Origin of the sequence: Bythopirellula polymerisocia (assembly GCF_007860015.1) — a bacterium.
Taxonomy (GTDB): Bacteria; Planctomycetota; Planctomycetia; order Pirellulales; family Lacipirellulaceae; genus Bythopirellula; species Bythopirellula polymerisocia.
The window spans coordinates 206,583-232,649 of record NZ_SJPS01000006.1 but is presented as its reverse complement, the minus strand read 5'-3'; the positions used below and the strand labels follow the sequence as shown (position 1 = coordinate 232,649).

At 51.4% G+C, this 26,067-nt stretch carries 22 protein-coding genes; 11 read left to right on the top strand and 11 right to left on the bottom strand.

The features are described 5' to 3' along the window. Positions 1 to 232: 232 nt before the first annotated feature. The 4 genes from Pla144_RS18560 to Pla144_RS18545 all read right to left on the bottom strand — a co-directional run bounded on the left by Pla144_RS18560 (position 233) and on the right by Pla144_RS18545 (position 4,601). Entirely contained in the window at positions 233 to 2,551 is a 2,319-nt protein-coding gene (locus tag Pla144_RS18560) for a PVC-type heme-binding CxxCH protein (protein WP_146452204.1), read from the bottom strand. After that, positions 2,548 to 3,333 carry a serine hydrolase gene (locus Pla144_RS18555; RefSeq protein ID WP_197530814.1) on the bottom strand — a complete coding sequence of 262 codons (786 nt, stop codon included), beginning with the start codon at positions 3,331 to 3,333 and terminating at the stop codon, positions 2,548 to 2,550. The genes Pla144_RS18560 and Pla144_RS18555 overlap by 4 nt, the downstream gene beginning before the upstream one ends. A 98-nt stretch (positions 3,334 to 3,431) precedes the next feature. Continuing rightward, positions 3,432 to 4,202 (bottom strand): DUF2817 domain-containing protein, encoded by a 771-nt coding sequence (locus Pla144_RS18550; RefSeq protein ID WP_146452202.1) that lies wholly within the window; start codon positions 4,200 to 4,202, stop codon positions 3,432 to 3,434. Between the two features lie 15 nt (positions 4,203 to 4,217). Further along, positions 4,218 to 4,601, bottom strand: a complete 384-nt coding sequence (locus Pla144_RS18545) for a DUF2237 family protein (protein WP_146452201.1) — start codon at positions 4,599 to 4,601, stop codon at positions 4,218 to 4,220. 180 nt (positions 4,602 to 4,781) lie between these two features. On the opposite strand from Pla144_RS18545, the gene Pla144_RS18540 reads away from it, so the two are divergent. Beyond that, positions 4,782 to 5,807, top strand: a complete 1,026-nt coding sequence (locus tag Pla144_RS18540) for an SAM-dependent methyltransferase (RefSeq protein WP_146452200.1) — start codon at positions 4,782 to 4,784, stop codon at positions 5,805 to 5,807. Positions 5,808 to 5,873: 66 nt separating this feature from the next. Here the strand turns inward: Pla144_RS18540 and Pla144_RS18535 are convergent, their stop codons facing one another. After that, a complete protein-coding gene (locus Pla144_RS18535; protein WP_146452199.1) occupies positions 5,874 to 6,584 on the bottom strand; it encodes an ABC transporter permease in 711 nt (236 codons plus the stop codon). A gap of 154 nt (positions 6,585 to 6,738) precedes the next feature. Between Pla144_RS18535 and ppnP the strand changes: the two genes are divergently transcribed. Further along, positions 6,739 to 7,020 carry a pyrimidine/purine nucleoside phosphorylase gene (gene ppnP, locus Pla144_RS18530; RefSeq protein ID WP_146452198.1) on the top strand — a complete coding sequence of 94 codons (282 nt, stop codon included), beginning with the start codon at positions 6,739 to 6,741 and terminating at the stop codon, positions 7,018 to 7,020. A gap of 64 nt (positions 7,021 to 7,084) precedes the next feature. Next, on the top strand, positions 7,085 to 7,363 hold the full coding sequence (locus Pla144_RS18525; protein WP_146452197.1) for a SelT/SelW/SelH family protein: 279 nt from the start codon (positions 7,085 to 7,087) through the stop codon (positions 7,361 to 7,363). A 626-nt stretch (positions 7,364 to 7,989) separates the two neighbouring features. On the opposite strand, the gene Pla144_RS18520 is transcribed toward Pla144_RS18525, so the two are convergent. Together Pla144_RS18520 and Pla144_RS18515 are read right to left on the bottom strand one after the other, a co-directional pair. Then, positions 7,990 to 8,694, bottom strand: coding sequence for a hypothetical protein (locus tag Pla144_RS18520; protein ID WP_146452196.1), 705 nt, complete (start codon positions 8,692 to 8,694; stop codon positions 7,990 to 7,992). Between the two features lie 217 nt (positions 8,695 to 8,911). Then, entirely contained in the window at positions 8,912 to 10,531 is a 1,620-nt protein-coding gene (locus Pla144_RS18515) for a diacylglycerol/lipid kinase family protein (RefSeq protein WP_197530813.1), read from the bottom strand. A 462-nt stretch (positions 10,532 to 10,993) separates the two neighbouring features. Here Pla144_RS18515 and Pla144_RS18510 point away from each other — a divergent pair, with 462 nt between their 5' ends. Continuing rightward, positions 10,994 to 11,416, top strand: coding sequence for a hypothetical protein (locus Pla144_RS18510; protein ID WP_146452194.1), 423 nt, complete (start codon positions 10,994 to 10,996; stop codon positions 11,414 to 11,416). 795 nt (positions 11,417 to 12,211) lie between these two features. Here Pla144_RS18510 and Pla144_RS18505 read toward each other — a convergent pair. Then, complete coding sequence (locus Pla144_RS18505; RefSeq protein ID WP_146452193.1) at positions 12,212 to 14,113, bottom strand: sigma-54-dependent Fis family transcriptional regulator; 1,902 nt, start codon at positions 14,111 to 14,113, stop codon at positions 12,212 to 12,214. Between the two features lie 332 nt (positions 14,114 to 14,445). Between Pla144_RS18505 and Pla144_RS18500 the strand changes: the two genes are divergently transcribed. Further along, the gene (locus Pla144_RS18500; protein WP_146452192.1) at positions 14,446 to 15,273 is read left to right on the top strand and encodes an enoyl-ACP reductase FabI; all 828 of its coding nucleotides are present in this window, start codon (positions 14,446 to 14,448) and stop codon (positions 15,271 to 15,273) included. Between the two features lie 280 nt (positions 15,274 to 15,553). Continuing rightward, a complete protein-coding gene (locus Pla144_RS18495; protein WP_146452191.1) occupies positions 15,554 to 16,591 on the top strand; it encodes a hypothetical protein in 1,038 nt (345 codons plus the stop codon). A gap of 7 nt (positions 16,592 to 16,598) precedes the next feature. On the opposite strand, the gene Pla144_RS18490 is transcribed toward Pla144_RS18495, so the two are convergent. Continuing rightward, positions 16,599 to 18,353 (bottom strand): AAA family ATPase, encoded by a 1,755-nt coding sequence (locus tag Pla144_RS18490; protein ID WP_146452190.1) that lies wholly within the window; start codon positions 18,351 to 18,353, stop codon positions 16,599 to 16,601. A gap of 81 nt (positions 18,354 to 18,434) precedes the next feature. Further along, positions 18,435 to 19,067, bottom strand: coding sequence for a response regulator (locus Pla144_RS18485; protein WP_146452189.1), 633 nt, complete (start codon positions 19,065 to 19,067; stop codon positions 18,435 to 18,437). A 724-nt stretch (positions 19,068 to 19,791) separates the two neighbouring features. Between Pla144_RS18485 and Pla144_RS18480 the strand changes: the two genes are divergently transcribed. The 5 genes from Pla144_RS18480 to Pla144_RS18460 all read left to right on the top strand — a co-directional run bounded on the left by Pla144_RS18480 (position 19,792) and on the right by Pla144_RS18460 (position 23,503). Further along, on the top strand, positions 19,792 to 20,640 hold the full coding sequence (locus Pla144_RS18480) for a sugar phosphate isomerase/epimerase family protein (RefSeq protein WP_146452188.1): 849 nt from the start codon (positions 19,792 to 19,794) through the stop codon (positions 20,638 to 20,640). A gap of 125 nt (positions 20,641 to 20,765) precedes the next feature. Then, entirely contained in the window at positions 20,766 to 21,197 is a 432-nt protein-coding gene (arfB, locus tag Pla144_RS18475) for an alternative ribosome rescue aminoacyl-tRNA hydrolase ArfB (RefSeq protein ID WP_146452187.1), read from the top strand. 335 nt (positions 21,198 to 21,532) lie between these two features. Then, on the top strand, positions 21,533 to 21,997 hold the full coding sequence (locus Pla144_RS18470; protein ID WP_197530812.1) for a hemerythrin domain-containing protein: 465 nt from the start codon (positions 21,533 to 21,535) through the stop codon (positions 21,995 to 21,997). Between the two features lie 169 nt (positions 21,998 to 22,166). Continuing rightward, complete coding sequence (locus tag Pla144_RS18465) at positions 22,167 to 22,907, top strand: UvrB/UvrC motif-containing protein (RefSeq protein ID WP_146452185.1); 741 nt, start codon at positions 22,167 to 22,169, stop codon at positions 22,905 to 22,907. Positions 22,908 to 23,182: 275 nt separating this feature from the next. Then, positions 23,183 to 23,503, top strand: coding sequence for a carbon storage regulator (locus tag Pla144_RS18460; protein WP_146452184.1), 321 nt, complete (start codon positions 23,183 to 23,185; stop codon positions 23,501 to 23,503). On the opposite strand, the gene Pla144_RS18455 is transcribed toward Pla144_RS18460, so the two are convergent. Continuing rightward, positions 23,500 to 25,566: an esterase/lipase family protein gene (locus tag Pla144_RS18455; RefSeq protein WP_146452183.1), complete on the bottom strand. Its 2,067-nt coding sequence runs from the start codon at positions 25,564 to 25,566 to the stop codon at positions 23,500 to 23,502. The genes Pla144_RS18460 and Pla144_RS18455 overlap by 4 nt on opposite strands. Positions 25,567 to 26,067: the final 501 nt, after the last annotated feature.

Sequence of the window (26,067 nt, the reverse complement as noted above, 5' to 3'; positions counted from 1 at the left end):
GGAGGATGGGTCTGAGAGAAATGGGTGAAGGGGTGCAACCGCTGGCAATCAGGAATTCTATGCCATACTGGGCCGGGCCTCAACTGCAGAGAAAACTTATTCAACAGCAAAGAAAGAGGATTAAGCCGAAAAAAAGCGGCGCACTTTTACTCAGAGATGTTCACCATGCCTCAAAACATTGGCGAATCTCCTTGCAACTATCACTATGCCAGTATGGTTTGCTTGATCGGAATCAATTTCCTTTCTTATCCTCCATCAAGAAAGTAACCAAATCTCGCAGATCCTGAATCGATAAATTCTTATCTAGTCCAGCTGGCATAATGGACGAAGTTGCCGGCTCTCGGTGAGCGATTGATTCGCTGGGCAGCACAAAGGTCTTGCCAGCAGTATCGGCGTACGGTTCAAGCCCGTCGTCCCCTCCCTTAGGAAGCCGCAGTCCGACGAAGGTTTGCCCATCATCAGTGACGAGGATCCACGGCAGAAAGTGGGGAGCTATTTCACGGCTCGGATCGAGGATGGACGTGATCACTCGCTCGCGTGAGATTTGACTGCCGATCTGTGAAAGATCGGGGCCGACGTTTCCACCCCGTCCACTGTGTCGATGGCACGCGCTACACTGCGGGCCGACGGGACTATGAAACAGTCGCCGCCCGGATTCAGCATTCCCCGGCTCTGCCAGCAAATCCGACCAGGCTTGCAAGTCTCCAGCCGCCGGTTTTTCCTCTGAGTGTAATGGGCCTAGTCCATTGAGTCTCAAGATTCGCTTAGCTTCACCTTGGAGAAGAGGTTCCTCACCGTCGGTAAAGGTCTCAAAAAGATTATGGTATTTATCAAAGTTCGCTGCCAATCCGACCAAGGCCTCTGCGCGTATTACCACTGGCTGACTTGAGTCGCGTACGACTTCCTCCAAGACGGGAAACCTATCGGAATTCGAGCGATCGGCAAGTGAGCGAATCGCTGCCAGTCTCAAGGGCACTGAATCTGAACCAAGGAATTCTCGCAGTTCTTTCAGAGTAAGTTTCTGATCGTCAGGAGATAGAAGGCTCAGAGCCAACGCACGACTCTCAGCACTCCTACTGGGATTTGCCACTTCCTGAAATAATAACTCATCGGCAATATCCCGCCCTCTTTGTTTTGGCTCTCGATTGAGCCAGTCGATCGCGGCCAGCAAAGCGAGATAATATCTCTGGCTGGGAGGCGTTTCGTTCTGGAGCCTTTCCAGTTCGGGCAGCAACTCCGTAAGATGTTCTTCAGCTATCCACCGAACTGCAAATAATCGTTGCTGCGGATCGCCGGTCGCCAGGGCATCGAGGAGAAACCGAGGCAGCGCATCTTTAGGAACTGACCGGTTCCACCGCTTGGAGTGCAGACTTGAAAGATTGGGTGCAACGGCTCCCCGCGGATTCTCCAGCGACTTGAATTCTGTTTGCATCTCCGGAGGGAGTTCCAGTCTCCAAAGTCGCCCCTTTCCATGCACCGGATAACTGCGGTCAACCCAATCTGCAAAGTAAAGCGAACCATCTGGCGAGATGGCCATACCCGTGGGCCGGAAATCCGCGTCCCCTTGCACGACAATTTTTTGCTCAACGGCATAACCGCCATCCTTCTCAGGCTTGAGTTCGTACCGTTCAATTCGATGATCTCCCCAACTGGTGACCCAAAGGTATCCTCGGTGAAAAAGGATCGCAGTCGGCGCTTCCCCGGTACCACAAACCATCGGCAGCGTGCCGGGAAGTTCGCCGTTCCAGGCTTGCAAAGGATGCACCCCTGCCCTTCCGTACTCAAAGCGAAATCCATAATCGCCCGTTGGCAGCACATTAATCAATCGACATGGTGGGCTGGCATCAGGATCGTTATCAACGCAAAAGAGATCGCCATCTGCCACGCACAATGAAAAAGGATTCCAAAATCCCTCGGCCCACCGTGTTAACCTTGAACCATCTAGTTTGCATTTGTAGATGGTCCCAACGCCACCCGTGTTCTTGATGCGCCGACCATCGCTGCCGACAAGTTCATAGTCACCGCCAAAGTTTTCACCAACCCCGAGATAAAGCGAATCTCCTGCGATGTAGATGCCGCTGAGTGCATTGTGCGGATAATCGATATCGGTTTCGAGCTTGACGATCCGATCATTCACATCGGCGATTCCGTCCCCGTCAGTATCCCTCAGTAGATGCACATCACTGCGAGTGACGAGGTAGACCGCATTGTCTGCCCTCGCTGCCACGTTCATCGCATGGCGAAATCCGTCTGCAAAGGTTTGCCATTGATCCAGGTGGCCATCGCCGTCCGAATCACTCAGCATCCGCAACCGATCAGTCGCAGGGCCTTCATAATCTTCACTTCTCTGGTGCGTGTGCGATTCGACGATTAGCAATCGGCCTTGGTTGTCGAAGGCAATTCCAATTGGTGTGACTAATGCAGGCTCAGAAGCGACAAGTTCCAAGGTACATCCATCTATGAGCGATCGTGGCTCTGCTCCAATGGATTGCATTTCTGGTAATAAGGCAAAAATAAGACACGACAGATTTAGCAAGCGAGGGAACTTCATTCTTTCTTGTCGATACTTTCGTGAATGCACCGGGTCATCTCTGTAAACACTTCATTGAACTCTTTCTCAGAGCCTTCCTTGCCCATGAATACCGCGACATAGGGCTGCTTTGGGTACTCGATCAGCGCCCATTCGGTGGCGACCCCAGGAATGGCACCCGGTTTGGTAGCCACTGCTATCTCGGCAGGAATGCCATTGCGGATAGCTGTAGATTTGGGTTTGCGGAGAATCCCAAGAAGCTCATCGCTAATCTCTTGATTGATAAACTTCCCTTGGGCAAGCAAACACATGATTTGACAAGCCTCTCGGGGAGTAGAAACATTCTCTTCGCCTCGCGCTCTGGCATCCATATCCATCATGACCCGCTGCAATCGAGTTTGCGTTAACCCCAGCGACTCCATCCGTTGATTCACACTCGCCATTCCTACCAGTTCAATCAGCATGTTAGTGGCCGTGTTGTCGCTCAACACGATCATTAAAGTACAAAGATCTTGTGTACAGATTTGAGAGCAGCCATCAGAGAATTCGAAGAGAACGCCACTCCCTCCCGCCTGATGCTTCTTCAAAATTGGATGGGCTGCATTCCAATCGATCTTAGCTTCCTCGCGTTGGGCTAGCACTTCCATCAACAAAGGGACCTTGATCGCACTGGCTTGAGGGAACACTTCATCACTCAACTGCGAATAAAGCACCTCTCCGTCCACTCGGGCGATCTGATATCCAATTTTCCCTGGGACACTGCCTGCCAGTTCTTGCAGACGCTGTGCAATTGGCGATTGCATGATTGATTCCTTTCCAGAAGTGGAGGCTAAGACCGATAGGCAACTGAGTATCACGTAAAGCGGAAGTCGCTTATGGTGAAAGAAATTAACCGAAGAAGTCATTCGGCTTCCTCAGAGCTCTGAAACTGCAAAGCAGCAATGAGAGATTTGCCATAGACGTTCCACAACTCTTGAGGATCATTGCTGGCATCTCTGGGCAATTCCCAAGTGATAATCGGCTTTTTCATCGATTCACCAATAAAGGAGCCAAGTGAACCGGGAAGTCCTCCCAGCTTCTTTACCGGTAATGGGCCATCGCCTGCCATCGCGACGGCCAATTCGTGAGCCGGTCCATCGTAGTCGACACATGCCAGAGGCTGGTGAATGCTAACTATCCTGTCTGGGAAGTAATGAGCAATTGCCTGCAACAAAGCGCGGGACTCTGGCTCGGATAGCGGCGCCTGGCCGTGGAGCTTCACTTTAGCTTCGTCCCAGTTGCCGGCAGGAAAGTTGCGATTAAGATCCACTCCTCGAGAGTTGAATCGCTCTTTGGCCGTCATGCCATCTGGATTTGCCACGGGGATGAGCACCACCGTGTGTCCCTCAAGTTCTGCCTCGTGAGACTTTAGCCAATCGGCAAACGCAGCCAACAGAGGAGTACCAGCAGCCTCGTTGCCGTGGATCGTGGCAATCACCATCAAGACGTCCGAGCCTTCTCCGTATACCTCACAAGAAATCGGTTTACCCAATACGGAGTGGCCAATGGTCGTACGCTGGACATTTTCCTGTTCAGCATGCTGAACTCCGAATGATAGATCGGTGAAGAGGGCAAACGCCCAGCAGCAACAACTGGAGAGGAAAAAACACTTTGCGGCTTGGTGTATGGTCATGAAAGTTCCAATAACTCACTCGCCTTGTGCGGGAGCTTCAACTGAGTGTTCTTGAAGGTCCTCAAGATCGGCAAATTCAAGCGTCGATATGTGCGTCGACTCAAGCACCACCTGCGGAGCCATCCCAGCATCCAAGGCTTCTTTCCACCGCAGAGCACAGAGGCACCAGCGATCGCCTGGTGAGAGACCAGCAAAATCATAAAACGGATTGGGCGTACTGAGATCGTTGCCCACTGCCTTCGAGAATTCGAGGAATTCTTCCGTGACTTGTACACAAACTGTGTGGAGCCCCATGTCGTCCCGTCCGGTACGGCAGCAGCCATCGCGATAGAAACCGGTGAGCGGATCAAGCGAACAGGGTTGCAATTCGGTGCCGAGAACATTTTTGGGCTGAGACATGGTTGATTTCCTGGTAAGTCGGAAGAATTGTGAATACAAAGTTGGCGATCCTGCTAATTTACTCACCCAGAGCAGCCAAAGCCAGTGTTTATTCCATTCAGGGGCGATTTCATTTCAAGACAAACTGACTATGATGAGGGCCTAATTGGCTACCATCGAGTCTCAAAAAGGACCCGCATTGTGAATTTTTTGGCACGCAAGTTTCTGAATGTCTTCGAAGCAATTCCTTATGGAGTCTCCTATGCCTGGCTGAATGACAAGATTCGCTCTCCTGAGCCGCTCAACGAGGAAGCTATTTGGCAGGAAATCACTGGCCCTCTCCCGCCGGCGGTGCAATTCGTCCGCGATCATTGGCCCCTGCGGCCGCTGCGTTGGGCACTTCTCGCCACCAAAATGAAGCAGGACCATCTTCTCGGAATCTCTGAACACTATGACGTATCGAACGAATTCTACGAATTATTCCTCGACAAAAAGTACATGTTCTACACATGTGCCGATTTCAATCGAGAAGGCGAAACCATTGAAGACGCTCAGCAAAACAAAGCCGATTATATCTTGCGCCTGATCGACCCGCAGCCCGGAGAGAAAATCCTGGAACTCGGCTGTGGCTGGGGAGCCATGCTCAAGCGACTGTACGAGCACACAGGGGAGAAAGAAAATCTCTACGGGCTTACCCTCTCGCAAGAACAGGTCGTCTACAACCAACAGCATAATGGGTTTAATGTATCGTTCGACAATTTCATTACCCGCGACTACCAGCCCAATGAATTCGACGTGATCTATTCCATAGGATCCTTTGAACATGTACGGCCCAAGGAGATCGCTCCCCTCAGCAAAAAAATCTACGACGCACTTAAACCGGGTGGTCGAGCAGTCCACCATTTTTTCTGTCGCGTACCACCAAATCTCTTCGCGACTGCAATTTGCTCCCAGATTTATTTTCCCGGTTCAATCGGCAGCACCTACAACGAATGGCTCCATGCCTTTGAGGGTGCCGGCTTCCGCATTTCGCACCGCTCGATTCACGACTACCGCCCTACCCTGCGGGCATGGTTCGACAATCTCGTGGCAAACCGCGAACGGGCACTGCAGTTGGTCGATGTGCAAACGTACAATCGCTACGTGACATTCTTTCCCTCGTCCTATCGCTACTTCAACGACGGAAACGGAATGCTCATCCGCTGGGTCATGCACAAACCGAAATAAGATTTTAGGAACGGGAGGAACGAGGGAATCTGAGGAAAACTTGGATTCATGCGTTTCCCCCATTCCTTAAATCCCTTCATTCCGCTCATTTCCTCCACGAAGCATCGCCAAGAAACAAGCCGCGGAAATCCCCCCTGCCCCGAACACCATGCACATCACCATGATCTGATAACGGGCGGCAATCAGCGGCGATTCCCCGGCGAGGATCTGCCCTGTCATCATGCCCGGAAACGAGACAATGCCGACCGCCAAGAGCGAATTGGTCAAGGGAATCAGAGCTGCCTTCATCGCTCGGTGTCGGGCAGTCTCGTAATCGATTTCCAGCTTACACTCGGCCAAAAACCGCTCGGCGGCAATGCTGACTGTATTCATCGAGTTGGCGAAGATCATTCCTCCGAGTGGAATCAATTGGCGTGGCTCGAACCAGGGATCACTGTCGAGCACTCCTTGGGTAATCAAAGCGAGCGTCGCGACACTCCCCAGAACAATCGCCGCAAATGCTTTGCCGAATAGTCGTCCACGGTCTTGTTCCACAGGCCCGAGTGCAATCCAACTTGCAGCAGAAATCATTAGCGCCAAGGTGACCATCACGATGGTTGCGTGTTCTGTCTCGAATATGTAGGCGAGCACGTAGCCAACTAGCAGGAGTTGCACCAACATCCGCAGGACGGCTACCATGGTCCTCCCCGCAGGAATTGCCCAGTAGGCCATGATGCCCAGCACGACAAACACAGGAAAAAAAGAAAGGGCCAAGCGAGCGTAAGAAATGCTTTGCATAGTAGTTTTCCGATAGTACCAGGGTCCCTCACCAATGTACCCCGGACTGGTCGCTTCAGCGACCAGTAACCCCAGCGCTCAGTTGTCCCACCCATTCCCTTTCAGCTAGACTTTAGCTCTAATCACGAACCCAAAGAACTGGAGGTCCCCCCTCATGCTAAAAGTAAACGAATACTTCGACGGCAAAGTAAAGTCCATCGCCTTTCAAACCAAGACCCTCCCCGCCACCGTTGGCGTCATGGCGGTCGGTGAATACGAATTCGGCACGTCCCAAAAAGAAACCGTCACCGTAGTGAGCGGCACATTGACCGTAAAACTCCCCGGAGAATCTACCTGGAAGGACTTCTCCCCCGGCCAGACATTCGTCGTTGCCGCCAACGAAAAGTTTCAGCTAAAAGTCGCCGAACAAACCGCCTACCTCTGCACCTACGAATAAGCCCCGGACTGGTCGCTGCAGCAATCAGTTCCCTTCACACCGAAAAGCCCAGAATACGTCCCCTATGCCCACCCACCAAATCGAAATCCACTACTGCAAACAATGCCGCTGGCTGCTAAGGGCAGCCTGGATGGCACAGGAACTACTGACAACCTTCGACGAAGAAATCACCACCCTCACCCTCAAGCCGGGCACCGGCGGCATCTTCGAGGTGCGAGTCAACAGTACCCTTATCTGGTCGCGTGCCGACGAAGGCCGCTTCCCCGACATCAAAGAACTCAAGCAACGAGTGCGCGACCAGGTTGCCCCCGAGAAAGACCTCGGTCACTCCGAGCGAAGTTAATATCAGTCTTCAATTCACCTCTCCCGCTTGCGGGAGAGGGTCTTCAAGGGCGTGGCCTATTTGTTGTGCGTGCTCTCGGTAGCAGCTACTAGCGAGAAGATCTCACCCTAAAACTGGCGACTGTTAGAGCGGGACGTGCAAAAGGTCCACGCCATCGCAGGACGTGTGCAAGACATAGAGCGGGAACCGACCCCAAAAGCGCCAGCTTGAAGTCCCGCCACTCTCGCGAGAAATAAAACTTTTTCAGCTCCCCCAATCAGCGTTCGCTGGGCGTCGTCTCGTGCGGCTATAAACCAGTCGTTAACTGTGGCGGGCAGATTCCCCGACCGCACTTACGGTAGGCACCAACTGACACAGGTCACACTGTCCTGGGTTCGCCAAGATACAATCAGAGGGCGGCCCAGGGACTGTTATGTCATCCATTCGATAACGCAGCTGTGGCGGTCTGACTCACCGCACGCAGTTTCTCGAAAGGCTAACTCGCTGAAGCTGGTTCAGCCTCAGTCAGTTCGAGAAGTGGCTCATTGACAGCGGTGGCGCGTCCTCTTCGGGATAATCTGCTCCGCTTTGAACTTCGTTACTTTAGGCATTGCTGCACTACTTGTATCTGTGCCCAACCGCCGAAATTATCCATTCAACGGCAGCCTCGATTGAAGGGGGCAGGTCAAAGCCTTGTATTCCAAATGCTTTCGTAGCAATTGTCCTACAACTCCTGCTACAGCGCCACCAAGCATCAAAACACACAGCGGCCACACGAAGATGATAGAGAGAAATAGCCCAAGCCCGATCTCATTAAAATTTCTTAACCCAGGCCCGATCGCGGCAACAATATAGGAAGATTTGCTACCGATCAGCAAAAGGTACAAGATCCAACTTACGATGCAGCTGACAATCGACATGGCTGCGCCTCTTTTGGCTGCCGCTGCAGTTGTCGGGAATGGGCCAACCATCAATACGACCACGAAAGGAGCAGCGAACGTCAGCAGAAACGCAGCAATGGTTGCGGTCCAACGCAATCCCAAGACAGCATAGACTGCCGCCACAGCCGCAACTGCGGTGGTAATGATCAGCATGTCCTTTATTCGATAGCGAAATAGTCCTTTCCCAACCGAGCAGAGTAACGCAACGCCTGAGCCGATTGTAATGAGTACACTTCCAATTGCGAGCGTTGTTGCTAACAACTGCTGGATGAAACGAGCCGCATTGTTTGGTAAGAGGAACTCAACAATAAAACCGGCGAGAATCGTAAGTACGATATAGCGCAAGCTACTCAGAAGGGCTCGGTCAAGTATTTCTATTCGTCCAGGAGCATCTGTTTTCGGAGCCCTCATGTGCAACTCGCATTGTTGTGATTAGAAGAAAGACGATACATCCTACGAAAGCGTGGAAGGAGTGTCGGGGCGCGATGGGCCGGCGACGCAAGCAAGGCAGCAGTATATGAACAGCTAATGCCCAAGCCAATCGACAACACATTGATCGCTGCGGTCCACCTACCATTGGCATCGTCGAACGAAGAGCCACGCAATCGCCGACGACACACTTAGGTATCTAGGATTTCAATTCAAGCACCCACCTAATGTAATTCAAGTTGCCGGGCAACAGCAAGATGAGAATTGTGCTCCACATTAGAAGCGACTCCAGGCCAAAGTGAGTCATTCCATTTGGAGCAAAATGACGAGATCGGCTTTTTCTGAACAGAATCCAGAGAATCCATCTTCCTATCAGAAATGTTGGTAGAGCGAGCAAGACGAAAACTATAGCTGCATGGAATAGTTTGTACATGCTTCCGGTAAAAAGTAACAAGTACACAATCAACCCAAGCGGAATCGCTATGAGTGAGATGTAGAAAAGCAAGAATGCGATTGGCACCCACTGTTTTCGGTATCTCACGCCCAGTGCCAGAATTCCCGCTACTAGGGCATACCAAAAGTAGAAGTGATTGTTATTCCAGAAGGCAGTCTCGGTAAACCAGTATCCAGAACAAAATGACAACCCCAATGAAAGCGTCACATGCAACCAAAATAGACACTCGACCCAGAGCTGTCGCTCAGCGGCAGGTGAAGGAAGATTTTTGATTGTCAACGCCAGTGAGCAGAGAAGAATTAAGCTTGCTAACCCAGCGTTAAGAAAAGAGCCAGTTGAGAGATAGAACCCCAGAGCCGCGGCAGAGGAGAAGGCTATGCTAGGCGCTGTCCAGCACAATAACTTCCGTATTATCGCCTCTTTATTGGGCTCGGACATAAACAGATTCACGCACTCGTGGGTTTTAAGATTATCTACATGGATAGAGATCGCTGCAGGAATCACCTCGACCGAGAAAGGAGTCGATCCTTTCACCTCTCCATCAATATCCAATGGCTGACCGTCGTCCGCGAGAATTTGAAGCGAACGGGTTTGAAAATACTCGACGCATTCTACCTTGATATGCGAGCCATCAAAGATTTTTCTGAACAAACTGAGCAACTGCCATCTGCTGGCTTCGCGGACAACAACGACATCGAGCATTCCATCATCTGTTTTTGCCCTGGGAGCAAAACGCATCCCGGAACCTACGAAGGAAGTGTTGCAAGCAGTCACAAGTAGAAAATCGTCCTCAGTCGAGTGATCGTCAAAAATGACTTTCGCTCTCCGTCGTTTAGAGAGCAGGACTTGAGAAAGTCCTGCTAATGCGTAACGAGGTGGTCCAAGGGACCGTAGTTTTTCCGCGACACGATTCACCTCGGCGACGACATTCCAGCCAACCAGTGTTGTGCAGTAGTCAACCTGATCGCCTGAAATCACCTTAGCGACATCGAAGGGTTGCACTTCTCCTGAAAGAATGTGACCGATCGCATCCTCAACATCCTTGATCCCAAGGTGTCGCGCGACATCGTTTCCAGTTCCTCCGGGAATAATTCCCACTGGAATTGAGAGTTTCTGCTTTCGCTCCATGATTCCACTTACGACCTCGTGGAACGTGCCGTCGCCCCCGATTGCACAAATCCCCGCGTAGCCTTCCAGACAAGATTCTTGAGCGATCTGTCGGGCATGGCTTTCTCGCTCGGTCATGCGAACATCCAATTCTATTCTCCGAGGATGGAGTTGAGACTGCACCTGCTCCAGTACTGAGGAACCACGCTTTTTTCCGCTGTGCGGATTTACTATTGCGAGATATTTTTGTGAGTTCATTCTTGAGCATTCTCCTGGGAAATAAGACTTCTCCGCACTCGGCAGAAGGGTCTGGCCTGGTTTCTTGTACTCAAGCCTTGCCGTCGCGAGTCTACTCAGTTCCTTAAAGACCGATGGCATGTGCTGCTTGGAATCAGAGGGATTACCCCTGCTCGATCTGTGACATGGTTTGCGTGCCGTGGCCATGCGACTATAGCAGATATTTGGCTATGGTCTCAATGTTGCCTGACGCTAAAATCATGGCGTCGCCATGCCGAAAGGCCGTAAGAAAGCAATCTTCCTGGTCCTTCAAACGACTGAGGTATTCAGACGGACGCGAGTTGCGCCTATTTCTTATTGCTGTCGGTTGCATCATCCGATCGCAGATGCGATTCGGAGTTCGGCGCAGCGGTGGTTCCCACCGACCGTAGTTCCAGGCTGCGTAAAGCGCAGTCACACCGATGACGCTTAGCCGCTAAATTCGTGTCCAATGACGAACCGTCATGGGGATCGCTCGACCGCCGGTTAACTTCCTTCGCTGCACAGTTCCAACCAAACTCCCGCTTCCGCCGCGCGGTCGCCTTTGGTCCTCGACCCGCTGTTGGGACCGACGACGACTGCGCCGGCGGGTACACCAGTTCTCCTCCTACTTTTGTCGCTCAAGAGTTAGCAGATCCTCGTCACGAGAGCCAGCACACAAACCACGCTCGTTGCTCAATGATACTCCACCTCGTCTCAGGCAAACGTCTCCTCATCGCAGCCAGAGACGATGCCCACAAAGTGGGCCATCAACTGCAATACGCCACTGACGAAGAACCGAATTTCGGACTCCATCTGGTCCGCCAACTCCAATTGCTTGAGCAGACTACACCATACCACCTCGTCGTACTCCTCCCGCCAAATTAATGCAGCACAAAAGTCGCATGCCAGCGGACGAACCCAGCGAGGTCAAAGGCCACAACAAAAACATGGAACAGGAGCAAACGAAGGCAACAGAGAATAGGGGAACTTATTGAGAGGAACACTAATCTTCACTGATCTTCTCTAATCAGATCAGCGCAGATTAGAGAAGATTAGTGTTCAACTCTTTTTTATTGCCTCCGTTATTGTCTTGGATAACAGTTCAACTAATTTGCGGACGCTGAGAAGATTTGAATCGTTAATAGCACAATTGTCCTAGCTAGCAGCTTGCGACTCGGAACTCGAAACTACGTTGGCCCAAAAATCGTTGTAGAACCCCACCCTTCAAATCGAGATAATGGTGGTCGCAGCACAGTCTGACCGATCTTTGACATTTGAATCCATTTCCCAATGGGCCAAGTCATAGGCCCACTTCAGCGACGCTGCTGGAGATCCGTCTATGATCGACTGGCCTTCGATTGCGCGAAGCGATTTCTTTTTGTCACGAGAAGCCATAGTTTTGTGTTACAAAACTATAGGACAAACTCTATAAAACAAGGGGTATGACGAGGGTTATTTAATAAAAAAAACGGCTTTCGATAAAAAAGGCGTGACAAAACCCCCGCCGCGGTGCGCAGAAGCGAGCAAAGATGGTCGGCTTTTTGCAGCTTTCGGTGCCTTAGTCTACAGTCCGACAGGTTTGGTCATTGGGCATTGGAAATTGAACATTAAGCCAGGGCAGATGGACAACATTGCAGTTCTCCTAGCCAGTATTGAATGATGTTGGTGGAGAGAGTGACTTTAAGAATCTTCGTCGTCGTCTTCGTCTCCAATTCCCATCTCAAGTTGTTTGATCTTGCGATACAGATTCGAGCGATGGAGGTTAAGGCGTTTGGCCGCCTTGCTCATGTTGCCACCTGCATTTTCGATCGTTTGTTTGATGTATTTCTGCTGGAAGTCGCGAGTCGCGTCGGCGAGCGAAGCGTTGAAATCGAAATGCAGCGCGTCACCCCCTGCCCCGGCGTTGATAAATGCCAGGTCGTCGGCCTCGATCCGATCTCCTGATGTAAGGTAGGCCAAGCGTTCCATGAGATTGCGGAGTTCGCGGATGTTGCCGGGCCAGGGATGTTCGAGTAGTTTCTTCTTGGCCGCGGTTGAGAACTGCGGCTTGTTGCGTCCCATGTTGCGGCAAAAGTTTTCTAGAAAATGTTCGGAGAGCAAGAACACATCCTCCCCGCGTTCACGCAAGGGTGGTAACTCCAGGCTGACCACGTTGAGGCGGAAAAACAGGTCTTCGCGAAATCGCTTCTCACGCACCATTTTGCCCAGGTCTTGATTCGTGGCGGCCAGTATCCGAACTTCGGTATGGATCGATTGCGACCCACCGACTCGCACGATGGTCTTGTCCTCTAGCACCCGGAGCATTTTGGCCTGCCCGCTGAGGCTCATGTCACCGATTTCGTCCAGAAACAATGTCCCTCCCGTGGCGAGTTCAAACTTGCCGGCGCGGGTTTCATGGGCATCAGTGAAAGCACCTTTTTCATGGCCGAACAACTCGCTTTCGAGCAATGTCTCCGTGAGTGCCGCGCAATTGACGGCGATGAAGGGTTGGTCCCGGCGACGGCTGAGATAGTGAATTGAACGGGCAACAATTTCCTTGCCCGTGCCGTTCTCTCCCAGTACCAGAATCGCGAGATCCGTGTCGGCGATACGCCGAATCGTCGAGCGCACGGCCCCAATCACCGCACTTTCGCCGATGAGTTGTAAACCTTCCGCAGCTTCTTCAACTAGAAGTTGATGTTTGGAAAGTAGTTCCTGCCACTGTTGCGTGTTTTCCAAGGCGACTGCCGCGTGAGCTGCCAATTCAATCAGGCCTTGTTCATCTTCGTCGGTAAAGAGTCCTTCTTTCTTATTGAGAACTTCAAATGCTCCCATGCACTGGCCCTGGGGGCCAATCAACGGAACGCATAGCAGTGTGCGAGTATGGTAGCCAGTTTCCTGATCAATTTTGCGAGCGATCTGGTTATCGTCCATCCCGCCACCAACTCGCCGTGGTTCGCGTGTTTGGACCACTTGGCCGACGATGCCCGTGTTGTCTGCGATGCGGAGCTCCCCGTCGGCTTTAATTCCCAACGCCGGTCGGCCCACCAACATTTTGTTCGCCTTGTCCCAGAGAAAAATACTGGCTCGGTCGGCGGCCAACAGCTCGGTTGCAGCCTCGGCCATTGCCTCAAGCAGCGACTGCATACATTCGGATTGCCCCCAGGCATGAGTGATTTCCAGTATTTTTTCCAGTCGTCGAATCCGGCGAGCACGTTGCTGTTGCCCTTCGACGATCTGATGGATTGAAGCAAGCATAACTTGCAGCCCTTGGAGTCGGTCGTCGCTCAAGGAACCGTTCATGAGAATTACTTGCTTTTGATCGAGCGGCAGAGCAATCCAGGTTCCGGATCGCGAGGGCGCGAATTTGTCGAGGGCCTCGGCAGCGAGTTGGATCGGTGGGTCTTTGGGGAGTTCGCCGGCATGTCCCACACGTTTCCACTCAGGAGGCACGGATTGCAAAACGACCAAAGATTCGAGTTTGAAAAATTGCTGCACTATCGGTAGCGACTTCTCCCAGAACTTCGCCGAGGAGGATGAGTTTTCGACCTGCTCGAGGATTAGTAGTGCTAAATCTTTGTTGGAAGCAGAAGATGTCATCATCGTTAGGTCATTTTCAAATATGAATTAGAGTACAATCGACCGCGAGTCCATGAGTGATATCTTTATGATTCAAATAGGGTGCGATTATCGTAATCATATATACCACATGTTCGAGAGTCAAATAATCGGATCTCTTGGTTAAAGTGACCGCAAAATGATACGTTTAGGAGGTAAACACGGCAAAATACTAGAAATACTGGGTGTCAAGACACTTCCGCCCCTATTGGTGAACAGGCTTGGGGTGTTATCTTGCTTCCGAAGAGTGTCGGGCAGTTAAAAAGCAGCCCAAATCTCATTTGCCAAGCAGAAAATCGATTTTAGAGGAGTTCGGAATGGGAGTATTTGCGGGAAAAAAAGGACTAATTACCGGGGTTTTCAACAAACAGTCGATAGCCTGGGCGATTGCCGACCGCATTATGAGCGAGGGGGGGGAGTGTGGATTCTCCTATATGCCCGACAAGCCTGACGATACACGGCAAAAAAACCTTAATCGCGTTCAGAAGCTCACTGACGGGAATTCCCAGGTTCGATTTCTGCAGCCCATGGATGTAACCAACGACGAGCACATTCAGGCTGTGATGGAGCGATGCGGCAGCGAGCTGGGAAAAATCGACTTCCTGCTCCACGCCATCGCCTTTGCCCTGCCGGATGATCTAAAGGGGGAAACCGTCGCCACCAGTAGAGCGGGTTTCAAATTGGCAATGGATATCAGCGCCTTCAGTTTGATCGCCTTGGCCAATGCAGCGCAGGGGGTTCTCAATGATGGAGCTAGCATTCTCACGCTTACCTACTTCGGCGGCGAGAAAACTGTCCCAGGGTACAACGTGATGGGGATCTGCAAGGCGGCCCTCGATTCGATCGTCAAATACTTAGCTTATGATCTGGGTCCGCGCGGAGTCCGGGTCAATGCCTTGAGTGCAGGGCCCTTGCAAACCATCTCTGGTCGAGGTGCCGGCGTCGATGCGATGCTTGGGCTTTACGAAGCGATGGCACCCCTGGGACGCAATATTACCCATGAAGAAGCGGGCAACAGCGGCTGCTTTCTACTATCGGAGATGTCCTCGGGAATCACCGGCGAGATCCTCCACCTTGATGGGGGGTACAACTCCATGGGATCTCCAGGTCGTCTCATCGATAAGTTTCGTGCATCGCAATCGTAAAATGCCGTTTGCTAGCTCCTCGGTGCTCCTTACGTTTATTCGCCCTGGATGAATCAGGGGGCACTTAGTAAAGTTCTCCGACCGTCGTGGTAGTTCAGTACTCCGATGGTACCCCCGTATTCCCTACTAGTCCTCTTGATCCAGGTTCTTAGCTACACGCGCAGTGAATAGATTAAGGCAGCGCGCACCTGGCATGATGCCGGTGCCACGCCTTGTCGAAGCTAGTCACTTGGTTCATTGATCAGGACCTATTGAAGTCCTCCTAACCCAAGGTGTGAGCATGGAAGCTCGTTCCCATGGGGCCATCTGGTCCGCAGCTTTAGTTGTTGCCTGCTTTATCCAAACTTCGCTCTTTGGTGCTGCCGGGTATCGAACTGCCAATTTCACCGTCGATGCACCCACGCCGCAGCTAGCCCGTGAGATTGGCGATGCGGCTGAGCAATTTCGTCGGCAACTTGCCGTTGAATGGCTCGGCCAGGAATTGCCGAATTGGCCTCAGCCTTGTCCGATCAAGGCCCAAGTCTCCCCTGACCTGGGAGCTGGAGGCGCAACCAGTTTCGTTTTCGACGGGGGCAACGTGTTTGGTTGGAGAATGAATATCCAGGGTTCCCGGGAACGCGTCCTTGATTCCGTATTGCCTCACGAGATCACGCATACGATTTTCGCAAGCCATTTTAGGCAGCCATTACCCCGCTGGGCCGACGAAGGGGCCTGTACAACAGTCGAACATCACAGTGAAATCGCCAAGCAGGAACGCATGCTGATCGATTTTCTGCAACATAATCGGGGTATTGCTTTTGACCGCATGTTTGCCATGACCGAATACCCTCAAGACGTGCTTCCCCTATATGCACAAGGACATTCGCTCGCCAAGTTTCTCATCTATCAACGGGGCAAACGAGAATTTCTGGCATTTATTGCAGACGGTCTCCAAGACGGTAATTGGCCCAGGGCTCTACACAAACACTATGAGTATCGCAATTTGGTTGTTCTGCAAAGCACTTGGCTAGACTGGGTAAAACAAGGCCGCCCACCTCTGGAGTTGGCTAGCATTGTCCAGCCTACAATGAATACAGCAATTGTCCGCGGACAAGATCCAGCCGCTTCGCGCAATGGGACTGCAGAGCCTTCAAGCAGTCTTCATACGAATCCTTGGGCGTCAACCGCACAAGCCTCACCTGGGACACCTGAAGCGAAATCTGAAAGTACACCGCAGGATTGGCCTGTTCAGCAAGGCGAAGTAGCTTCCGTCAATCAGTCGCCAGCTACTGAACCCAGCATCTACGAAGCACTGAGCCGTGGCGCACTGCGCCGTTAAGGCAATATTAGCTCGCGGCAGGTTCTACGCCTGAATCTTCTTTGGTAGGAGAAACAAGGCTTCCCCATTCGGCTGAGAAATTGTGCTCACACTTGGGGCACCGCACGCTCCTACCGAGAAATTTAGTTGGTACGTCTTTGCCGTGCGAACATTCAGGACAGCTAATGTGAAACCTCAGCGGACCATCCTCCGTAAGCTCTGCAAAGATTTCGACCGGAACCCCTTCGAACTCGATATCTCCTGGTTCCAATGTGGATAACTGCTCTACTGTCAGTTCAGCAATGCCCACGATGCGATTGGCCATCAATCGGATGGATTGTTCAAAGAGGTTTCTCGCGGTTCGACCGTTGCCAAAGAAGCGAGTGCGATGTGCGTACAAGTATTCGAAACCCACTATAACTTTGGCACGGGTAAGTGGTTCAAGAGAATAGCGATTTTTGTTGCACATCAGCCCGAATATCTGGGAGAGTTCTAGGGCGGTATAATCCACGAACTCCAGATTCCGGCTGAAGCGAGAAGAGAGCCCTGGGTTCGAGTGCAGCAGGATCGACATTTCGACCGGATATCCTGCCAGGATAACTACCAGTCGCTCGCGATCATCTTCCATACGTTTGAGGAGAGTCTGCACTGCTTCATGACCAAAAGGGTCTTCTCCGGAAGCGGCAATCAGCGTGTAAGCCTCGTCAATAAACAATACGCCGTCGAGGGCTTCGTCGATGCGTTGATTGGTTTTTGGGCCAGTCTGTCCAGCATACTCGGCCACCAGTCCGGAGCGATCAGTCTCAACGAGATGACCCTTTTTGAGGATTCCCATCGCGCCGAATATTTTACCAACGATTCGGGCGACTGTTGTTTTTCCGGTTCCTGGGTTACCGCCGAAAACCATGTGCAGACTTAGGTTGGACGCTGGAAGCCCTGCCTGCTCGCGTTGTTTCTGGATTTTAAGAAAGTTCGTCAGCGTGCGGACTTCCTCTTTGATGTTCTCCAGACCGATAAGCTGGTCTAAATCGGCCAAGGCGTCTTGAAGTTGTTCCTCGGGAGACTTCTGAGATTCCTTCGGTTGGGCGATTTCTTCAGATATTGCAACCTTGTTCCTGCCAGGAAGAGTTTCCTGTTGGGACGTTTGGGCCTTCGTTGTGCCGTATGTTATCTCAGGCAGTTTCTTAGTGTCTCGAAGGATCTTTTCAACCGCTTCGATACGTGCTTCTCGCTCCCCCTCATGTTGAGTAGGTTCGTCGATGGGAATCTGTCTGAGGTGACGCTGAAGTTCGTCCTGAATCAGTTTCACTCGGGCCGCTTCCTTCGGCTTCAAGGGACCATCGGCTCTGGCGACGATATTTGCCAGGCGCGTGACAATCGTTTCGAGTTCTCCGACTCGTTCACGCAGCGGTACGATCTGGTCAAAAGGTCTCACGAGTGCGTACCACTTGAGTGAAGATGCTTTGTCCGCCATTTCCTGGAGGGCGGTCTTGAGTTGGTCATCCTTAAGCCACTCGCTCCACAGGTGGAATAAAAGAACCTCGCCCAAGAATTTCTCGTTCGCACTCCATCGCCGATCTGCTTCACAGACGGTTACAAATACTTTCACTACTAGGGCGCGGTGGAGGTCGTCCATCAATTGGACGAATCCAGTCCCAGTCTTAGGTACCAGATCGGGAAACTCGCGGACACAGAGTTCCCCACTTGAGATATAGAGTTCGCGGCATTGGCCCAGAATTTGGCGAAACTGTGAGGGGAGATCAGGGAAATCGAAGTTTGGCATCCCGATATTATCCGGCTCTCAGAAAGCTAGGCAAGGTGCCAGGAAGAAAACGGATTGTTTTCCGGCAGGGGCTGCGGGTGGTCAAACGAGTCCATTGCGCACTGCCCAGACGGCAGCCTGAGTTCGGTCCGAGACACCAAGCTTTCGCAGTACGTGTTGGACGTGTTCCTTAACGGTTTCGTAGCTGATCGATAAGGCTTGAGCGATCTCTTTATTGCTTAGTCCTAAGGCCAGTTGTTTGAGTACTTCGCCTTCGCGTTTAGTGAGCGGAACATCAAACACACTTTCCAGTCGTGCACTAGTCAGTGATCCCGAGACTGCCCGCAGCTCATCACTACTCCATAGCGATTCCCCGGCGGCTCCTGATCTGATGGCTTCAATTAATTCTTGACCCGTTACGGACTTCGTAACGTAGCCAGTTGCACCAAGAGCAACTGCCCGGGCAATGTAAGTGGGATTCTTGTAGGCACTGAACATGATAATGGGGGTATCAGGAAACTCGACGCGCAACTTCGAGAGGCAGGCCATGCCGTCGAACTCGGGCATGCGAACGTCTAGCAGAACGACATCGGGACGTTGCTTACGGGCCATTTGCAAAGCTTCGGCACCATTACAGGCAGCGGCGACAACTGCAATATCGGTCTCACACAACAATGCAGTGATACCTGCCCTTACAACCGCGTGATCGTCGGCAATCAGCAAGCGTATCGACATTTCATTCACTCCGACTACTTGGGCGGAGATTCACAACAATTCAAAAGGTATTCACAACAAGTTGCTAAAAGGCCACCGGTGCAGTGAACCTCCTTGCATGAAATACGACCCTCCTCCCTGCCAGTCGCAACTGTCGTTTAGAGTAATTTTCTATAGGAACCCAACACAAAAAAACTTGTACTACCGATTACCAATAATGAACAAGCATTCGTTGATTTGCATTCAGTCAGAAAGTTCCAACTAGTTGTAAAAGCTATTAAGCATTTTTAGTCTAGCTCAAATCGATTGATTTTCTACGGATGCTGATAACCAATCAAAAGCTAGCAAAGTACGTTTTCCAATGGGGAAGGAGCGTCCCCTGTCTGGATATTAGTTTAGCACGAATTGAGGAGTGACAATACCCTGTGACTAGTAGTGCAATAAAACGCTTCTAAGCAGATGAACGATTGAGATTTATACTTTCCGGCACTGACTACGCTTGGCAATCTGCCTGCCAGAGGTACGGGTTGCAAGGAAATTTTCAGTTAGCTCCGGATACTGATGGCATTGCTGGCCAGCGGCCTATTTCAGTGCAGTTCAAGCTTTACATCAATCGGCCGATCTTGCATACTCAGCCGCCTAACGACTTCAATTGCTGAATCGATCGAGTATTTGAGTCTGGGTGGCGAAGGGTTATCTTGGCAAACAGAGTTGACATAATTGAGACCTTGGAGACAGTAGCAACATGAATCTCAGCAGCTCCCACAAGGTTTCCCAATTATCAATGAGCGAAGTGACTACTTATCGGTGGTCACTCGAAGAGGATATCGAACACTATCTGGCGGCAGGCTTTGAGTCGATAGGAGTGTGGCGACAGAAGCTCAATGACTATGGTGAAGAGGAAGGAATCGATCTTCTAGCAGCAAGCGGCTTGGCGGTTTCTAATCTTTTGTGGGCCGGTGGATTCACTGGTAGTGATGGCCGATCCTTTCAGGAAGCTGTTAGAGATGGCTGTCATGCGGTGCGCCTGGCTGGTGCCACGCGTGCTGGATGTTTAATTGTTTATCCGGGAGGCCGCAATCATCACACCTTCCGCCATGCAGAGAGGTTATTCCTTTCGGCACTCGACAGTTTGCTCTCACTGGCAGAGGCAGCTGACGTGACGCTGGCTATCGAACCTATGCATCCAGCTTGTGCTCGCGAGTGGACTTTCTTGACGGATATCGAATCGACCATTGCACTCATCGAACGAATCAATTCTCCTAATCTTAAATTAGTCTTTGATACGTATCATTTTGGTCACGATTTGGCTTTGTTATCCAATCTGCGCGAGATCGTTCCACACATCGCACTGGTGCAACTTGGCGATCGCAGAGTGCCCCACTGCCCTGATCGACAACGCTGTTCATTGGGTACAGGCTCTGTGCCATTGCGTACTGTCCTCTCTGAGTTGCTTCACGCCGGATACATGGGCGACTTCGATATTGAACTAGCAGGCCTAGGATTTGGACCTGATAACTACCAGCACTTGCTGGAAGATAGCCGACTGCGATTCGAAAGACTTTTGCCTTCTCTAAGTGAAGCCAATTCGTAAACAAGGATTTCGGCTGTACAATAGATTAATGGGCGTTTGGATTTGCCTGGCACTCAGAATCAGATGGTCAGGCGCCGCATAGGGTTGCTTGTTGAAGAGTTCTTGATTTCTTAATACGCAGGTTCATGCCACGATCACTAATTGTCAATTCCTCTACATCGATTCCTGCGGCTGAGCTTTCGGTTTCCTTTGCCAGAAGCTCCGGACCCGGAGGGCAGAACGTCAACAAGGTCAACAGTAAGGTGACTCTGCGTTGGAATGTATCAGAGTCGAACGCCGTTTCCCTTGAGGTGAGAACCCGTTTCCTCGAAAGATTTTCTTCTCGAATCAACCAGGCTGGCGAGATACTAATTTCGAGCGAAAGATATCGTGACCAGCCTCGGAATCTGTCTGATTGCTATGAAAAGCTTCGCCAGCTTGTGCAAACCACCCTCGCTCCCCAGCGCAAGCGAAAAAAAACAAAGCCAACCAAAGCATCTATTGAAAGGCGGTTGGCGGGCAAAAGGGAAAAATCAATGCGAAAACAAAATCGTCGGCTGCATCCTGGCGAAGAATAGCCCGCCTAGTTCTGTCGTAAACCTTTTTTCTCAAAGGATTTAGGTTTCATAGAACTGAATTTCTCTATGCTAGGTGTTTCGTATACTTGCCCGATCTAGCCAGTTGTCGTTAGAATCGAGAAGTTGCTCGCACGGGAGTAGCATGATTTGCGCTTAGACTGCGATTTCCGTCCTAGTATCTCGCCGGCAGTTCACTGCCGAGATATCCTAGGCGAACTTTTCTGCTCTGCCTCGTAGTTTCATTCAGGTCTAAAGGGAGAATTTTAGATACGAACCCTTGCGCACTTCTGTTTAGAAATAGAACAACTCGCCTGTAGTGAATGGAGAATTCAGCAATGCACTTGATCGATTCAAAAGCCCAGGCCAATGCAGCTTGGATGGAACACCAGATTTTGGACCATGTCAAACAGGCATTGCGCGTCACCCTAGGTTGGAAAGTGCCTTCCGAAGGAGTACCCCGCAAGCTTTCTAGCGTCCAGTTCACACTAAAGTCTTTCCAAAGGCATTTGGAAAGATTGATGAATCTTGAAGAGCAGGATGGCTACATGGTGATGGTTGGCGAGATCAAACCCAACATGCAGTCTCGCGTTGATCGGCTGGAAAGTGAGCACGACCAGTTCCGCCTGGCTATCGACGAACTATTCCCGCGATGTGACGAAATCAGCGAATATGATCCTGATTCGATGGATCGATTGTGTGAAGATATTTACCTGCTGTTGGAGGAAATTGACCGCCACGACAAGGAAGAAACTGATCTGCTGCAGGAATCACTATTGTTTGACGAAGGTGGAGAGGGCTGACGCACTGCGGACTTTCTCACACCACTCCATGTTAGCTGTCCAGTTCTAGAAACACACAAGTCAGATAGGTTGGATTTTTCAACGCTGATTGGCTAGGCGAGAGATTTTTAGGTATAATTCAAGAGGTGGCGATGCATTCCTCTCCAGAAATTACCGGTTTTCTCAAACGATGCCTAAACGCATCCAACATCTTGATCGATACCTCTCCGATTGGCCATTTGTTCCAGGGCAAGTGATGGTACGAGAGGTGAAGGGTTCCGACAAGCGGCCGCTCCTGCAATTGCGCGTCGATATGGGAATCGTTCAAATGGAGGTTGTGGGCCGTCCTGATGGAGAGAAGCCCGAGGGTTTCGATACTTACTACGATAATTTGTTGTCCCAGTCGTTTGCCGATGGCCCCGCTTTTCAGTTAGATCGTGAGCGATGCCGAGAAATCGATCGTGAATTTTATCAGTACTACCATCGTCGAGTTTGTTGGTTGACTCTCAACCGATATGCCGAGGCAGTTCGTGATGCTGAGCACACTTTAGCCTTGATGGATTTTAGTACTGCAAATTCTCCGGACCCCCAGTGGTCCCTCATGCACGAACAATACCGTCCGTTCGTCATGTTTCATAAGATTCAGGCATTGACTTTGATCCAACTAGAGAAATCTAACCACCGTGGTGCTGTCGAGGCCATTGATCAGGGAATAGCGTCCATGCAAAAACTTTTTGAGGCCCATGCTGCAGAAGATGTGAGTGACGAGGATACGTTGCTGGAGAAACTGCAAGATATGAAAGCCTCTATCGCCAAGCACTATGACGTTGGACCTTCCTTGGCTGAGCAGTTGGCACAGGCAATTGCTTCGGAACAGTATGAACTGGCGGCAAAACTCCGTGATCGGATGGATGGAAGCCCGAAAAACTAACCCTTTTTATTCCTGTATGGCTTGCGGGTGGCTTTCTAGGGACAAACGACTTTCTAACCGCCAGAATTACAAATTCCTTGCAGAGTTTGTCACCTGCAAGGGCAATGTAAGAAATGCTAGCAGGCGGAAATCTTTATCAGGCGGCCATTTGAGGCCATTCAGTGCTTTGCGACGCACAAGTGGCATGGACTATGCGTATAACTGCTGGTGTGTCTAACGGACACCAACTTTTCAATGGAACAGAAGCTTTTCTAATCAAGTGAATGGAGTGCATCATGCTAGTTCTCACACGGAAGCAAAACGAGAAGATCAAGATTGGCGAGAATATTACCATTACCGTCTTGCGGATGAAGGGCAAGGGTGTCCGACTAGGGATCCAGGCACCCGAGGATATGAATGTCTTGCGGGGCGAATTGGTATTCGACATTGAGAATGAAGAAGGGGCCCAAGGCTCCGATCAAGAAGCAACTCGAACCCGTAAGTTGTCTCAGGAGATGCGGAATGCGGGACGCTGGTCGAACGACTCTCGTCCGGATAGCAAGATGAGTTCTTTGGAGAATTCAGCCGCAGGTTGCCAGGTTGGCTGGTGTATTTAACGGGAGAGTACAGCCGTTGCACCTCGGGCTACTTCCATTTGCTCATCGGGTAGCAATGCGGGCATAGTTTGCAGTGGTTCACGGACCGCTTCCCTAGGAACACCAGAAGGATTGGAGACTTGCTCAATGCGATCTCCATAGGTGTAACTGCGTAGCTCGGCCACTTGTTGCAATAGAATGCGTCGGACTTCGAGAATGCTCTGGGGATGGCGATGTACCAAGGAGTGATCGGCGGGCACGACAATCTGCGATTCTGCGTTTTCCAATCGAGCGCTATCGAGGGTTACGACGCCGTCCCCTTTGCCGCTGGTAAACCAGCTTGCGATCCCTTTGGCGGGTATCTCGCCCATGATGTTGTTGTACTTCACCCATGAACTGCAGTGGGCAGTCAACAGCACCGGTAAAAGAGGCGAATTGGGTTCAAGGGAGTCGATGCTGGTGTTGATGTCCAGAGGGGCATCCTTGCGAAAGAAGCCTGGATTGCGCGCGATAAGTTGATGTTTTCCTTGCATGAGTTTGGTGGGAATGCGTATCAACTTTCTTCCCAGCCACTTGGTAGTGTCATTGGCAAATTCACTCCCGCGATGAGGCGTACCAATTGTGATTACGCGACGAATCGAGGGATTGGGGTCAAAGAAGAACGTTTGCGCCAGCCCTTCCCGCAATTCCTCGTCTGCTTCTAATTCCGAGAAAGGGTGTTCGCTTAGTGTGGCCCAGAAGTCGTTGCCGCTGTCCACCGTCTGTAACTTGGAAACAAGCCCGCCCATGCTGTGGCCGACTAGGATCGTTTGATCCAGTGCCGGGTAACGACCTTCAGGATCGACTTTCTGCCGCATGCTGGCGAGGTCTTCCCGCATTTGGGCGGCGCTGTACCAAAATGGCTGTCCTGTGGGATACAGATAGAACCAGAACTGGTAATGCTTTCTAATCTGAGGATCACTCCGCAGGTCGTTGAACATTTCCATCCAAGTGACAGGACTAGACCATAGGCCGTGGACCATTAGCACGGGAATCTTGTCGTCCTGGAACGGTTCCAGCATATACAGCCCTTGGACTTGTTTAACCTTGTCAGGTTTCAAGAGTCCTAAGGTTGAGAGGCGATTGTCGTCCAATGCCGGCTGGCTTAGAGTATGCGCTAGTGGGGTGCTTAGGTCGGTTTCCAGCGGAACGTTTTGGTTGGCCACTAGGACCGTCGGTTGGTTGAGGGGGTCAAAGAGTTCCAACACGGCTGTTTGATCGGCGTTCCTGCTAGCGGCAGCCAGATCTACGCGGAGAAATGCCGTGACAGGGAAAGAGAGATCGGCGGGATAGTATTCTTCTCGGGGATCCTCCCCCTCGTGCTTGCGGCGAACCGCAATCAATGGCACGCCTAGACCGAAATTGTGATAGTGATTTCTCAGGCCATGCACTTCATAGTCAGTGACGAATTCGAAATGGTCGATGTCCTCGGCATGCCAATCATTGCTTTCGAGACGTACTTCGATTTGGCAGTCATGATTCGCTGTCCTAATGTGTTGCGTCGTGCCGGGCCTCAGGGAGTCTTTGGCCTGGACGATTCGAAGTGCCCCTTCTAGGGCGGCATTGTACAAGTCACAAGCCCTGCGAAATTCTGGATCGTAGGGGTTAGAGGCGGTGGCATACTGTTCGTCGAACAAGTACCGATAGGAATGCAAGACGGCCGCGCCATAGTATTCCAAGGCCTGTTTCGGATGTTTGCCTCTTTCCGACCGTTTCCCCGAGACGTAGGCTAGCTCGGCTTGGGCGTAGACATTTTCCCGATTCGGGTTGCGGGATTCGATCTCGTCCAACTTGGCAAGTAGTTCCCGGCGGTCCCCCTCCAGGGATTCGTGAAGATTATAGCGGCGGAGCAGTTGGATCGTCCGCTCGGTCGGCTTGGGGCCCTGCTTGGTTAGCAAGCCGAGCGACTCGGTGAGTGGATTCCGAGGAGTGGAACGTAGTGCAACCCACTTGTTGGTAGATGTGGCACACCCGACAACCAGACATGACAGCAACAACAATGCGACCATCGAGCGAAACCGCTCTTTAGCTCTTCGAGTCGTCATGTGCGGGTTGAAAGGTTCTTGCTGCAAGGGAATCTACCGCGGTGAAGGTTGGCGAAGTCGGTGCGCAGAATGGCTGCGCAGACCTAGAATCCGGGGCGAAGACTAGGGGGATCGCCGGAGGGCGTCAAGGCACACGAGTTGGACCCTCCGCAGTGGGGGCTAGCACCGGGGAACCATGGTCCGCTTGTGGTGAAATCCTCGTACGGGACTCAAGAACCACAAGATGTTGGGTCTGATGAAAAGTGGATTTTTTTTGTGAGGGGCCAGTTACTAGACGCGAGACGCTAGTCAGACGAACGGTAGCCGGGGGACAGTAAGAAGGGATGAGTTGAATGTTGAGAAATGGGAAGACGGAGCACGAATGGTAATATGGAGAGAGCCCCTGCGCATTGGTAGATCAAGGAGGTGGGGATCTATGGAGAGAGTAGCCACAGAGAACACCGAGTGCACAGAGAATTCTTTGTTTTCTGAGCTCTGAGATCTCTGTGGCCATTTTTAATT

Coding starts and splice junctions, on each gene's coding strand:
- Pla144_RS18560 (WP_146452204.1), bottom strand. CDS start 2,551: ATGAAGTTCCCTCGCTTGCTAAATCTGTCGTGTCTTATTTTTGCCTTA.
- Pla144_RS18555 (WP_197530814.1), bottom strand. CDS start 3,333: ATGCAATCGCCAATTGCACAGCGTCTGCAAGAACTGGCAGGCAGTGTC.
- Pla144_RS18550 (WP_146452202.1), bottom strand. CDS start 4,202: ATGACCATACACCAAGCCGCAAAGTGTTTTTTCCTCTCCAGTTGTTGC.
- Pla144_RS18545 (WP_146452201.1), bottom strand. CDS start 4,601: ATGTCTCAGCCCAAAAATGTTCTCGGCACCGAATTGCAACCCTGTTCG.
- Pla144_RS18535 (WP_146452199.1), bottom strand. CDS start 6,584: ATGCAAAGCATTTCTTACGCTCGCTTGGCCCTTTCTTTTTTTCCTGTG.
- ppnP (WP_146452198.1), top strand. CDS start 6,739: ATGCTAAAAGTAAACGAATACTTCGACGGCAAAGTAAAGTCCATCGCC.
- Pla144_RS18525 (WP_146452197.1), top strand. CDS start 7,085: ATGCCCACCCACCAAATCGAAATCCACTACTGCAAACAATGCCGCTGG.
- Pla144_RS18520 (WP_146452196.1), bottom strand. CDS start 8,694: ATGAGGGCTCCGAAAACAGATGCTCCTGGACGAATAGAAATACTTGAC.
- Pla144_RS18515 (WP_197530813.1), bottom strand. CDS start 10,531: ATGAACTCACAAAAATATCTCGCAATAGTAAATCCGCACAGCGGAAAA.
- Pla144_RS18505 (WP_146452193.1), bottom strand. CDS start 14,113: ATGATGACATCTTCTGCTTCCAACAAAGATTTAGCACTACTAATCCTC.
- Pla144_RS18500 (WP_146452192.1), top strand. CDS start 14,446: ATGGGAGTATTTGCGGGAAAAAAAGGACTAATTACCGGGGTTTTCAAC.
- Pla144_RS18495 (WP_146452191.1), top strand. CDS start 15,554: ATGGAAGCTCGTTCCCATGGGGCCATCTGGTCCGCAGCTTTAGTTGTT.
- Pla144_RS18490 (WP_146452190.1), bottom strand. CDS start 18,353: ATGCCAAACTTCGATTTCCCTGATCTCCCCTCACAGTTTCGCCAAATT.
- Pla144_RS18485 (WP_146452189.1), bottom strand. CDS start 19,067: ATGTCGATACGCTTGCTGATTGCCGACGATCACGCGGTTGTAAGGGCA.
- Pla144_RS18480 (WP_146452188.1), top strand. CDS start 19,792: ATGAATCTCAGCAGCTCCCACAAGGTTTCCCAATTATCAATGAGCGAA.
- arfB (WP_146452187.1), top strand. CDS start 20,766: ATGCCACGATCACTAATTGTCAATTCCTCTACATCGATTCCTGCGGCT.
- Pla144_RS18470 (WP_197530812.1), top strand. CDS start 21,533: ATGCACTTGATCGATTCAAAAGCCCAGGCCAATGCAGCTTGGATGGAA.
- Pla144_RS18465 (WP_146452185.1), top strand. CDS start 22,167: ATGCCTAAACGCATCCAACATCTTGATCGATACCTCTCCGATTGGCCA.
- Pla144_RS18460 (WP_146452184.1), top strand. CDS start 23,183: ATGCTAGTTCTCACACGGAAGCAAAACGAGAAGATCAAGATTGGCGAG.
- Pla144_RS18455 (WP_146452183.1), bottom strand. CDS start 25,566: ATGACGACTCGAAGAGCTAAAGAGCGGTTTCGCTCGATGGTCGCATTG.